8 protein-coding genes are annotated in these 12,173 nt (G+C 70.0%); 4 read left to right on the top strand and 4 right to left on the bottom strand.

Annotation, left to right across the window (positions count from 1 at the left end; translation table 11 throughout):
* Positions 1 to 63: 63 nt before the first annotated feature.
* From leuC to WMF46_RS00570, 4 genes are all read left to right on the top strand, one after another.
* Complete coding sequence (gene leuC / locus WMF46_RS00585) at positions 64 to 1,473, top strand: 3-isopropylmalate dehydratase large subunit (protein WP_437548551.1); 1,410 nt, start codon at positions 64 to 66, stop codon at positions 1,471 to 1,473.
* A 27-nt stretch (positions 1,474 to 1,500) separates the two neighbouring features.
* The gene (gene leuD, locus WMF46_RS00580) at positions 1,501 to 2,118 is read left to right on the top strand and encodes a 3-isopropylmalate dehydratase small subunit (RefSeq protein WP_437983798.1); all 618 of its coding nucleotides are present in this window, start codon (positions 1,501 to 1,503) and stop codon (positions 2,116 to 2,118) included.
* A gap of 577 nt (positions 2,119 to 2,695) precedes the next feature.
* Complete coding sequence (locus tag WMF46_RS00575; protein WP_437983797.1) at positions 2,696 to 4,558, top strand: hypothetical protein; 1,863 nt, start codon at positions 2,696 to 2,698, stop codon at positions 4,556 to 4,558.
* A gap of 1,549 nt (positions 4,559 to 6,107) precedes the next feature.
* Complete coding sequence (locus tag WMF46_RS00570; protein ID WP_437983796.1) at positions 6,108 to 8,627, top strand: glycoside hydrolase family 31 protein; 2,520 nt, start codon at positions 6,108 to 6,110, stop codon at positions 8,625 to 8,627.
* Between the two features lie 75 nt (positions 8,628 to 8,702).
* On the opposite strand, the gene WMF46_RS00565 is transcribed toward WMF46_RS00570, so the two are convergent.
* The 4 genes from WMF46_RS00565 to WMF46_RS00550 are packed head-to-tail and all read right to left on the bottom strand — an operon-like array spanning position 8,703 to position 12,032.
* Positions 8,703 to 9,413: a lycopene cyclase domain-containing protein gene (locus tag WMF46_RS00565; protein WP_437983795.1), complete on the bottom strand. Its 711-nt coding sequence runs from the start codon at positions 9,411 to 9,413 to the stop codon at positions 8,703 to 8,705.
* A 14-nt stretch (positions 9,414 to 9,427) separates the two neighbouring features.
* The gene (locus WMF46_RS00560; RefSeq protein ID WP_437983794.1) at positions 9,428 to 10,345 is read right to left on the bottom strand and encodes a prenyltransferase; all 918 of its coding nucleotides are present in this window, start codon (positions 10,343 to 10,345) and stop codon (positions 9,428 to 9,430) included.
* Positions 10,345 to 11,076, bottom strand: a complete 732-nt coding sequence (locus tag WMF46_RS00555; protein ID WP_437983793.1) for a ferrochelatase — start codon at positions 11,074 to 11,076, stop codon at positions 10,345 to 10,347. Before WMF46_RS00555 ends, WMF46_RS00560 begins: the two co-directional genes overlap by 1 nt.
* Positions 11,073 to 12,032, bottom strand: coding sequence for a prenyltransferase (locus WMF46_RS00550; RefSeq protein ID WP_437983792.1), 960 nt, complete (start codon positions 12,030 to 12,032; stop codon positions 11,073 to 11,075). The genes WMF46_RS00555 and WMF46_RS00550 overlap by 4 nt, the downstream gene beginning before the upstream one ends.
* Positions 12,033 to 12,173: the final 141 nt, after the last annotated feature.

The following is a 12,173-nucleotide window of genomic DNA, read 5'->3' as shown; positions in this document are numbered from 1 at the left end:
CGCTTCGCACGCCGTCCCCTTCACCCCCCTTCACCCGATTCCAGCGCACCGCGAGAGGCCATCATGGGTAAGAGTCTCTATGACAAGGTTTGGGACCTCCACAAAGTCCGCACGTTGCCGAGCGGCGAGGACCAGCTCTTCATCGGCCTTCACCTGATCCACGAGGTGACGAGCCCCCAGGCGTTCGGGATGCTCCGCGATCTCGGCCTGCGGGTGAGCATGCCCGAGCGGACGTTCGCGACCCTCGATCACATCGTCCCGACCGACAACCGCAAGCGGCCGTTCAAGGACACGCTGGCCGAGGGGATGGTCGACGCGCTCAAGAAGGCGTGCACCGAGCAGGGCGTCACCTTCTTCGATCTCGAGTCGGGGAAGCAGGGCATCGTGCACATCATCGGCCCGGAGCTCGGCCTCACGCAGCCGGGCATGACGATCGCCTGCGGCGACTCGCACACGTCGACGCACGGCGCGTTCGGCGCGATCGCGTTCGGGATCGGGACGACGCAGGTGCGCGACGTCCTCGCCACGCAGACGCTGAGCCTCCAGCGGCTCAAGGTCCGGCGGATCCAGGTGGAGGGCAAGCTCGGGCCGGGCGTCTACGCGAAGGACATCATCCTCGAGATCATCCGCCGGCTCGGCGTGTCCGGCGGCACGGGCTACGCGTACGAGTACGGCGGGTCGACCATCGAGGGGTTCTCGATGGAGGAGCGGATGACGCTGTGCAACATGTCGATCGAGGGCGGCGCCCGGGTCGGCTACGTCAACCCGGACCAGGTGACGTTCGAGTACATGAAGGGGCGTCCGTACGCGCCGAAGGGCGAGGCGTGGGAGAAGGCGCTCGAGTACTGGCGCTCTATCGCCTCGGACGAGGACGCGCGTTACGACGACGTCGTCCGGATCGACGCGAGCGAGATCGCGCCGACGGTCACCTGGGGCATCACGCCGGGGCAGGCGATCTCGGTGAAGGAGAAGGTCCCGGCGGCCGAGGACGTGGCGAACGAGTCCGAGCGGGCGCTGATCCGCGAGGCGCTCGAGTACATGCGGCTCGAGGGCGGCAAGCCGATCGAGGGGACGAAGATCAACGTGGCGTTCATCGGGAGCTGCACGAACGGGCGCCTCTCGGATTTCCGGGAGGTCGCGCGGCGCATCCAGGGGCACAGGGTCGCGCCGCACGTGCGCGCGCTGGCCGTCCCGGGGTCGATGGAGGTGGCGCGCGCGGCCGAGGCCGAGGGGCTGGACCGGGTCTTCCGCGACGCGGGCTTCGAGTGGCGCGAGCCGGGCTGCTCGATGTGCCTGGCGATGAACCCCGACAAGCTCATCGGGGATGAGCTGTGCGCGTCCTCGTCCAACCGCAACTTCAAGGGCAGGCAGGGGAGCCCCACCGGGCGCACCGTGCTCATGAGCCCGGTGATGGTCGCGGCGGCCGCCGTCCGCGGCGAGATCGCCGACGCTCGTGACGTGTTCGGAATCTGACGACGCTCGCACCCGAGGGAGATCCCAATGGCACTCGATTTGATTCAATCCGTCACCGGTCGCGCCGTTCACGTTCCGGGGGACGACATCGACACGGACCGCATCATCCCGGCGCGCTTCCTGAAGTGCGTCACCTTCGACGGCATCGGCGAGCACCTCTTCCGGGACGTGCGCTTCGACGAGCGCGGCGAGAAGCGGGAGCACCCGCTGAACGACCCGCGCTTCGCGGGGGCCACGGTGCTGATCGCCGATCGCAACTTCGGCTGCGGGTCGTCGCGCGAGCACGCGCCGCAGTCGATCGCGAAGGCGGGTTTCAAGGCCGTCATCGCCGAGAGCTTCGCCGAGATCTTCTTCGGCAACTCGACGACGCTCGGCATCCCCTGCGTCTCGGTGAGCCGCGAGGACCGCGCCGCGCTCGTGGCGCGCGTGAACGCCGACCCGACGACCCCCGTCACGGTCGACCTGCAGGGGCAGGTCGTCCGGGCGGGGAGCGATCTCACGGTGCCCTTCACGATCAAGCCGGGGGCGCGCGAGTCGCTGATCCGGGGCACCTGGGATCCGATCGCCCAGCTGCTCGAGGGGGCCGCGGAGGTCCGGCAGGTGGCGGCGCGGCTGCCCTACGTGCGGCCCGCCTCCGCGCAGTAGCTCCGCGCTCGAGCGGGGCGCTGCCCCAACCTGGGGCGCGAGCACCTCAACCTGGGTCGCTACCTCCGCTACCTCAACCTGGGTCGGGTCGCTCCTCCGCCTCCGCCCTCGCGAACCTCCGCGAACCTCCGGGGCGAACCTCAACCTGGGTCGGGTCATCCCCGGCCGAACCTCAACCTGGGTCGGGTCATCCCCCCTGCGTCGCGTAACCCAGCTCACTCAAGAAAAATTCCCCCATCCTTCCATCCCCTTGCCTGCCGGCACCCCCTGTGGCGCCAGTTGGCTCAACGTGACACGTAGCCAGCGCTCCCCGTCACACTGCGGCCCCGTCGCGCTGGGCGGATGCGCGCAGCGGGCGCCGCGCGACCGCGAAAAGCCGGCCGATACGCGTCGCTCCGTGCGGCCGGCGACGCCACCGAGCAGGCGGACGCGCCTGGCATGTCCAGTGCTTTATCTCCACGCGAGCTCTCCGAGTCGGCGCTGAGACGCCGCGCGCAGCAGCGCTCGCATGCTGCGGCGCAGAGCCATCGTTCCTTGATCGCGTGTCTCGCACAGGCACGCAGGATGGAGTACCCCCATGCGTTTCGCGATCTTCTCCTCTCTTATCTCGCGTTCGTCAGCCGCTCGCTCCTCTCTCCAGGGTCTGGTTGCGCTCTCCGCGCTCGTCGTGCTCACCGGCGCCAAGGGGCAGGGCTGTGGGGGCGTGGACGAGCCCCCACCGCCACCAGAGCCCGACTGCGGACCTGGCTTTCACTGGGAGACGGTCTGTTCGCCGTGCGAGATCGGCGAGATGTGCGAGGAGCAGTGTGTGCCCGACAGCATCTGTCCTGCTGACTGGAGCGAACAGACCATCTGCAGCGGCGGCACCACCTCTTCGGGCCAGGGTGGCTTCGCCGGCGGCACCGCCATCCCCGTCGATCCGGGCGAGTGCTGGACCGAGTGCATCCCGCCGCAGCCGTACTGCCCGCCGGGCACGATCGAGCAGACCGTGTGCGGCGGCACCACCACGGTCGGCGTCGGCGGCTCCGGCGGCTGGGGCGCTGGCGGCATGCCGATGCCTTCCGAGCCGTGCTGGACCGAGTGTGTGCCCGTCGAACCCTACTGCCCGCCGGGCACCACCCCGCAGACCTTCTGCGACGAAGGTACCACCGTTACCAGCAGCAGCGTCGGCGTCGGCGGCTCGGGTGGCTGGGCGGGCACCGCCGGCGCCGATGCGGGCGCGAGCCCGCCGTACCCCGGCGGCGGCTGCTGGACCGAGTGCGTGCCCACCGGGCCCTACTGCCCGCCCGGCACCACGCCGCAGACCTACTGCGACGGCGGCACCACCGTTACCAGCAGCAGCGTCGGCGTCGGCGGCTCGGGCGGCTGGGCGGGCACCGGCGGCGCCGGCGGCTCGGGCGGCTGGGCGGGCACCGGCGGCGGCACCGCTGGCGGGGGCATCGGCGGCTCCGATTCAGACTTCGCCGCGCCGCGCCCCCCCGGCGGCGGCTGCTGGACCGAGTGCGTGCCCACCGAGCCCTACTGCCCGCCCGGCACCACGCCGCAGACCTACTGCGACGGCGGCACCACCGTCACCAGCAGCAGCAGCGTGGGCGTCGGCGGCTCGGGCGGCTGGGCGGGCACCGGCGACGCCGGCGGGAACACCGCTGGCGCCGATCCAGGCTTTGCCGCGCCGCGCCCCCCCGGCGGCGGCTGCTGGACCGAGTGCGTGCCCACCGAGCCCTACTGCCCGCCGAACAGCATCCCGCAGACCGTCTGCGGCGGCAGCTCCGTCTCTGTCGGCAGCTCCGGCAGCACCGGCACCGGCTACGGCGGCGCCGGCGGCGCCGGCGGCTCCTCCGGCACCGGCATGGCGGGCGGCAGCCCGTACCCCGGCCAGGAGTACTGCTGGACCGAGTGCGTGCCTGTCGAGCCCTACTGCCCGCCGGGCACGACCCAGCAGACCATCTGCGAGGACGGCGAGCCCGTGCCCGGCACGAGCAGCAGCAGCGGCACCGGCATGGGTGGCATGCCCTTCCCCGGCGGGAGCTGCTGGACCGACTGTGTGCCCACCGAGCCCTACTGCCCGCCGAACAGCATCCCGCAGACCGTCTGCGGCGGCGGCAGCTCCGTCGCTGTCGGCAGCTCCAGCAGCTCCGGCACCGGCGCGGGCGCCATGCCCTACCCCGGCGATTGCTGGACCGAGTGCGTGCCCGTCGAGCCCTACTGCCCCGCGGGCATGATCGAGCAGAAGGTCTGCTCCGGCGAGAGCAGCAGCAGCAGCACCGGCACCGGCATGGGCGGCGCCGACGCGTACCCGCCCGGCGATTGCTGGATCGAGTGTGTGGAGGGAGCCACCTGCCCCCCCGGCGCGATCGTCCGGACCATCTGCGAGGAGCCGAGCGGCGGCGGCGCCGGCGGCCCCGTCTGCCGGACCGAGTGCGTCCTGATGCTGCCGTGACGCGACGGGCGCGGGCGATCCCCCTGACCGCGGGAGGCTTCGCGAGCGAAACGCCGCCGCCCGCGCCCTGGAGCGCCGCCGCTCCCATCCGATGACGAAGGCGCCGGGAGCGCCAGGGGAAGCACGATCCCCTGGCGCTCCCGGCGTTTCGGCGTTCAAGGATGGCACCGCCGCGGCGTTGCGCGGCTGTCATCCACCGAGGATCGTACCCGATACCAACGCACGGAGCGCCCGAGAGCACAACGCTCGGGACCAGGCCGCGACCCGCATTGAAGACGGTAGAGCAGGCCCTGAAGCAAGCGTGCCCGATCGATCGACGTGATCCGTGCCATTGAAGGTCGCTGATCGATTGAAGGGCGCTTCGAGAGAGGGCGACGGGCGAGGTCCGCCGTGACCACGATGAGGCTCGCTGTTTCACCGGCGGGCACCGCCACATCCCCCCTCGCGCTCTTCGCGCACGCCTTCTTGACGGTTGATCGGGCTGCCTCCGACGCTGCGAGCGGGTCTGACGGTCCGGCGATGACCGCGATCCAGCGCTCACCCTCTTGACGCGGCGCTCCGGAGGAGCCCCGCCAGCCTCGTCCTCCCCCGGATTCGAGGATGCCCGCGGGCCGGTAGATTGGAATTGACATCGGCAATGTGAGCGTTCACATTGCAGTCGAGGGGTATCCTTTCGCTTCGGCCTCCTCGGTCGCCCTGGGCACCGAGATCTTCGTCATCTGTTCGCTCTTCATCGATTTTTGCACCAGTTCTATTCGCCTGGCCTTCGAGAAAGCGATCGCTGATCGAGGGTGATTGGCGTTGTGCCGAGGGCGATCCGCCAGAGGACACGACAGACATCGCGTATTCGACGCCTGTCGTGAAAGCCTGGATGCTGTCCACCGGACATGATTTCGTCAAGGATCCGGCGAACCTGGCGGTGTGGCCGGATGGCAACCTCGGGAGCGGAGTAACGTAGTTTGCGGCGGGCCACGCTCAGGCGCTCCTCGGGCGCACCGGTGTCATCACATCGACCCGTCCGGGGATTCGGCTGAGCCACGCGGGAGGTTGGGTGCGCACCGCGCTCATCGCGCTTCTTCATCACGGAGCCAGGCTGCGCCCCAGGGCGCCAGCCTGCTGCCAGCCGCGCAGTCCGCGCCAGCGAGCCATGCCGCTGTAGCCGAGCTCTTGCGGTCGGTGCTCTCGAGGGACCCGCCGTGAGCACGAACAAGATCCCCGTCAGGGCGATCTGATCACGAGTACGCGGCCGGCCGCCCTGCGCCTTGGGCTCCGTCTTCGAAAGCAGCGATTCAGGTCGCCCCCAGCGTTCGTCCGGCGCCAGCGGCTTCTCCGCGCCGTATTCCGCCGCGCGCTCCGCCTCTCCCGAGCGAGGGGCCAAGCGGGCTGTCGCCAGGCGCTCTCATGCTGATTCAGCGGCGCGAAGCGCGGGCGAAGACAGCTCCGCGCCCCGACCGCATGGAGACAGTCCGCGCTCTTACAGCTGGCATGAACCATTGAAGTCGGGAGCACTCATGAACTCTGTTGCTTGCGAGGAATCATGCGAAACTTGATGGACCGTTATCTCTGCGCGGCGCTGATCGGCCTCTTGCCGCTGGGCGGCGCGTGCTCGGGCGGGTCCAGCAACCCCGGTCCGGGCGCCGGCGGCGCGTCATCCAGCGCCGCTGGCACGACCACGACCAGCGGGGCGGGCGGCGGCGGTGCAGCCGGTGCAGGCGGCGCGGCCGGGGTCGGCGGCGGCGGCGGCTCCGGAGGCCAGGGAGGCGACGGCGACCAGCTGGTCTGCCCGCCTGCCCCTCCAGAGACCGAGCTCTATGCCGCCGATGCCGCCGGCGTCACCTTCAATCTGGTGAGCGGTCTGCTGAGGTTGGAGGTCTGCAACGAGAGCATCATCAGGGTCAAGTACACAACCGCCGCTTCGCCCCCTGACAAGAATTCTCTATCCGTCAACAACGAGTGGGACAAACCGAGCTTTTGCGTCGCGGAGAACCAGGGGACCGTGACCATCACCACCTCACGGCTGAAGGTCAACGTCGACACGACCAGCGGCCTGGTCACATATGCCGACCTGAACGACGGCGTCATCCTGTCGGAAGACAGCAAGACCTTGACCCCCGCGACCGTCGAGGGGGTCAGAACGAACCGCGTCGAGACCGTCTTCAACTCACCCGCCGACGAAGCGTTGTTCGGTCTTGGCCAGCACCAGGACAACGTGGCGAACCGCAAAGGGACGACGCGGCGCATCGTCAACGTCAACACAGAGATCAACGTTCCTGTATTGGTGTCCAACAGGGGCTACGGGATCTTCTGGGACAACTATTCCGCCTCGAACTTCGACGGGACCAGGTCGAGCAACAGCAAGTACAGCTATTCGTCCGAAGCCGGCGACATGGTGGACTACTACTTCTTCTATGGTCCGAGCATCGACCAGGTGGTAGCCCAGTACCGCACCGCGACCGGCGCAGCCCCGCTGTTCCCCAAGTGGGCCTACGGGCTCTTCCAGTCGAAGGACAAGTACGGCAGCCAGGCCGAGCTGCTGAGGATCAAGGACGGCTACCGCAACAACGACATTCCGGTCGACTGCATCGTTCAAGACTGGGATTACTGGACCCCGTACGCGTGGGGCTCCCACTTCATGGATGAACGCCGCTATCCGGATCCGGCGGCTCTCATCGCCGAGATGCACAAGGCCAACGTCCACACGATGATATCGATCTGGCCGGTGTATCAACGCGTAAACACCGAGCGGAAGGCGGGAGAGCTGGACAACTACAACGCGCTCGATGAAATTGGCGCGCTGTACCCCAGCAGCGGCACCCACCGTTTCTACGACACGTTCAACCCCGCCGCCAGAGCTCTGGTGTACCAGCAGATCCACGATCGCCTGCTGGGGCCGCACGGCTGGGACGGCATCTGGGCAGACAACACCGAACCCCAGGCCTACCCGGACCCCGTGAACGTGCGGGCGGCGGATACCGCGCTCGGCAAGGGCGCGCTGTACCTGAACGCTTATCCCCTGGGACACGCCGCGGGAGTGTACGAGCACTGGCGCAGCACCGGCCCGAAGCAGAAGCGAGTCTACGTGCTCACCCGCAGCGCCTTCGCCGGCCAGCAGCGATACGCCACGACGTGCTGGTCGGGGGACATCGACAGCAATTTCGCGACCTACGCCAAGCAGATCCCCGCTGGGCTCAATTTCTCGCTCGCGGGGATGCCCTATTGGACCACGGACATCGGCGGGTACTGGGGCCACAACGTGGACTGGACCACCAGCGCGAACAATGAGCTCTTCACCCGCTGGTTTCAGTACGGCGCCTTCTCCCCGATCTTCCGGATTCATGGAGGCGGCTCGAGGGAGCTGTACAGCAACAGCTGGAGCGCCGCCACCAAGGCCAACCTCCTCAAGATCGACAATCTGCGCTATCGGCTGATGCCTTACATCTATTCATTGGCATGGAAGGTGACCAGCGACGGCTACACCATGATGCGGCACCTGGTCTTCGACTATCCCAGCGATGCGAATGTATTCAACATCAAGGATCAGTTCCTGTTCGGCCCTGCGTTCCTGGTCAATCCCGTGACCACCGCGGGCGCTACCAGCCGCTCCGTTTATCTCCCCGCGGGGACCTGGTACGATTTCTGGACGGGCTCGACGACAGACGGCGGACGTACGGCCTCCGTTCCCGCGCCGCTGAGCGAGCTGCCGCTCTTCGTCAAAGCGGGATCGATCGTCCCCATGGGCCCCAGCATCCAGTATGCGACGCAGAGCATCGACCCGCTGGAGATCCGGATCTACACAGGCCAAGACGGGTCGTTCACCCTCTACGAGGACGAGGGCGACAGCTACGACTATGAGGACGGTCAATATTCGACGATTTCATTCACGTGGAGCGAGTCCGCCAGAAGGTTGACCATCGGCGCACGGAAGGGGAGCTACACCGGAATGCCGGCCAGCAGGACGTTCAGGATCGTGCGGGTGGGCTCCAACCATGGCGTCGGCGTCGACGTCACCGCGGCTCCTGATCAAGTGGTCACCTACGATGGCTCAGAGGTGGTTGTAACCGCGAACTGAGCTACGGCCGTCGACGTCCAGGCGGATGGACGGCGTCGCGCGCCGAAGAGGCGCGCCGGAAGCGCCGAGGGAATTTCAATCCCCGTCGCTTCCGGCGTGCCCGTACCTGAACCCGAACGCCCACGCCGGGAACACCGTGCCCGCTAAGCCCGCGCCGAGCCCGTAGAGGACCTCGTCGAGCGGCACGCCGAGCAGCGCCCTCCCCGGCAGCAGCACGCTGGGCCGCCAGGTGCGCTCGAACACGCCGGGCACGAGCGCGGCGAAGACGAGGCACAGGCCGAGGTAGAGCGTCGCCGACAGGAGCGCCCCGAGCAGGCCCGGCACGAGCAGATCGCGGCGCGCCCCCACGAGCGCCGCGGCGAACGCCGTCATCGCCGCCACCGCGGCGTAGAGGACGGGCACCCCCGCCGCGACCAGCGCCCCGGCCGCGGCGAGCGCGAGCGCGATCACCGCCGCGGCCCGCAACCACGGTCGCACGCGCGGCGCCCCCTGCGCCGCGCAGGGCACCGGCGCGCGGCGGAGCACGACGGCATAGACGGTCGAGGAAAATCCGCTGAGCCCGACGACGAACAGCACGTCCTCGATGCCGAACCCGATCCGATCGGCCAGGTCGAACAGGAACTTCGGGGCCCAGTACCTCGGGTAGAACAGCCGCTCGGTCGCCGCGAACGGCAGCGAGGCGAGCGCCATCCGCTTCATCAGGAGGCGCAGATCCGGGCGCGCGAGCCAGATGACGCCCCCCGGCAGGAGGAAGAGCGACGAGAGCAGCAGGAACTCGTACGACATCGCGCCCTCGCTCCTCAGCGCGCGGCGAGGGCGATGACGGTCGAGCCGACCAGCGACAGCGTCGCCGCGCCCGCCGCCGCGACCCGGACCAGCAGCAGGCGCGAGCCCGGCGGCGCTGGGCGGGCCAGCAGCACGACGAGCGCCGCCGCCGCCGGCACGAGCAGCCCCGCCCCGGGGCTCAGCCCCACCGCGCCCAGGCCGACCGGCGCGAGCACGAGCGAGAGCCCATTCAGGAAGACCACGCACCGCGCCGCCCGCTCTCCGCCGACGCGCACGGGCAGCGTCCGCTTGCCGCTCTCGCGATCCGAGGGCTCGTCCGGGAGCGCGGTGGCGATCGCGGAGCCGAGGTGGCTCGGCAGCAGGAACGCGAGCAGCGCGAAGGGAAAACGCGCCGGGTCGCCCCCCTGGGCGATGTAACCGTAGAGCGGCAGGACCGCGCCGACGCCGACCATCTGGAGCAGCTCCCCGCCGCCGCGGTACGACAGGCGAAGCGGCGGGTAGCTGTAGGCCCAGAGCAGCACGAGCGCCGTGATCGCGAGGAGCACAAGGAGCGGCGCGGCGGCCGTCGCCAGCGCCGCGGCGAGCGCCGCCGAGACGGCCACGAGCGCCGCGGCGCACACGACGGCCGCCGCGCCGAGCGCGCGGGGCGAGAGGCGCCCCTCGACAAGCACGCGCGAGCCGCCCGAGAACGGCGTGGCGGTCCGGTTGCGGCGATCGGTCTCCTGGTCGGCGACGTCGTTCGCGTAGACGATGAAGAGCTGGTTCAGCAGGCCGAACAGCTGGACCGCCGCGAGCGTCCCCACGTCGAGCGGTCGGCCGGCCGCCCGCGCGCCGACGAGCTGCCCGAGCAGCAGCGGGAGCGCGATGCTCGGCTGCGAGGCCAGCCGAGACGCATCGAGCCACGCTCGAAGCGCGCCCGGCCGGACGCTCATCACCCCTCGCCCCGCGACAGGCCGAGGCGATCGGCCAGCTTGGCGCGCAGATCGGTGAAGGGGAGGTCCCAGCGGCGCTCGCCGTCGAGGCGCCAGGCCTTGAGCGGGATCAGGTCGACCTGGGCGAGCAGGCAGTGGAGCTGCGACTCCTCGGGCGGCTCGCGGATGAACGAGAAGGGGTTGCGGTACTCCCGGCCGTTCAGCTGCGAGTACTTGCGGTCGTTGCTGACCACGAGCTCGACGAGCGTCCTCTGCCGGCCGTCGAGGTAGTCGAAGAACGAGACGTCGAAGGGCCCGATGCCCGCGCGCTCCTCCGGCTTGCGCATCACCCAGCGCGCCCAGTCGTAGCCGTAGAGGAAGTCGTGCGCGTAGCGGAAGCGCAGCTTCGACTTGTTGCCGAAGCCCAGGCAGAGCGACACCACGCGGCGGGCGAAGTCGCCGATCGCGGGCGCGCTCCCGGCCTGCCACAGGCAGCAGGCCAGGTAGTCGACATCCCAGAAGATGTTGTCGGGGAAGTTGTCGGCGACCGCGCAGATCACCTCGCCGAGCCCGCGGGCAAAGGCGCGCGCCCGCTCGGCGTCGTCGCTGCCGTTCACGATCTGCTCGACAAGGGCGACGGGGGTGGGCGCGCACGGCCGGCCCGGCGCGACCGAGGCCCGCGCGCCCAGCAGGGGCGTGAGGCGCGCGAGCGCGTCGCGCTCCTCCGGGGGGATGACCGCGACGCCCGTCATGTCGGCCCTCCCCCGGCGCGGAGCCCAGCGGCGAGCACGGCCGCCGACAGGGCGACGATGCCCCACTGGATCGCGCGGTGGAGCTCGCGCTTGTAGGCCGCCTGCGCGGCGAACGCGTTCGTCACCGCCTCGGGGCTCTTCTCGAGGAGCCGCGCCCTGAAGAACAGCGCCACGGCCACCGCCGGCGCGACCGACCAGAGCGGCGGCGCGCCCTCGACGAGGAGGGGCGCCGCGAGCCAGAGGAGCGGGCCGAGGCCGGCGAGGGCCTCGGTGACCCGGCGCGTGGCCCCATTGCCGAGCAGCGTGGCCACGGTGCGCTTGCCGCCGGCGCGGTCGCTCTGCTCGTCGGACAGCCCGCTGGCCAGCGCGCTCGCCAGCGCGAGCAGGAGCAACCCCGGCAGGAGCGCGACGAGCCACGCCGGCGCCAGCACGCCGCACTGGGCATACGCGTGCAGCACGGGGAGCACGCCGCCGACGCCGACCATCTCGAGGAGCTCGCCGCCGCCGCGGTAATTGAGCCTGATCGGCGGCAGCGTGTAGGCGACGAAGACGAGCTGGCCGAGCGCGGCCAGGGGGAGCAGCAGCGGGCGATCGAGCGCGACGCCGGCCCCCCAGGCCATGAGCAAGGCGGAGACACCGGCCCCGAACCCGGCGAGCAGGAGGGCCTTGGCGGGAAGGATGCCGTCCGGGATGGTCTTCGGCGAGCAGCCGTCCGGGAACATGCGTCGCTTGAGGGCGTCCACCTCGCGATCGCCCCAGTCGTTCAGGAGCACGACGAAGGCGACGTCGGCCATCATCCACAGCGCGCCGAAGGCGAGGGCCCCTGCGGACAGCCGGCCGGCGACGGCCGCGCCGACCGCGTGCCCGCATACGGCCGGGACGAGCACCTTGGGCCAGCTCGCGGGTTTGAGCGCGTACGCCCACCGCGCTCCAGGGCTCATCGACTCGAGGCGCATGGATCAGTTCTCTCTGCTGCTAGCACAAGAACATCCACGCTCAGGGGCTACATGAGTCCGTCCGGAAAAACGGACCGCCTTCCGCCGGGCACGGCAGCGTTTCCTTCCACGCCGATCTGCGCCACCTTACTCCCCCGACAG

Origin of the sequence: Sorangium sp. So ce117, assembly GCF_051524395.1 — a bacterium.
GTDB lineage: Bacteria > Myxococcota_A > Polyangia > Polyangiales > Polyangiaceae > Sorangium > Sorangium cellulosum_B.
Note: the sequence above shows the minus strand (reverse complement) of the source record. Positions and strands in the feature narration are given on the sequence as shown.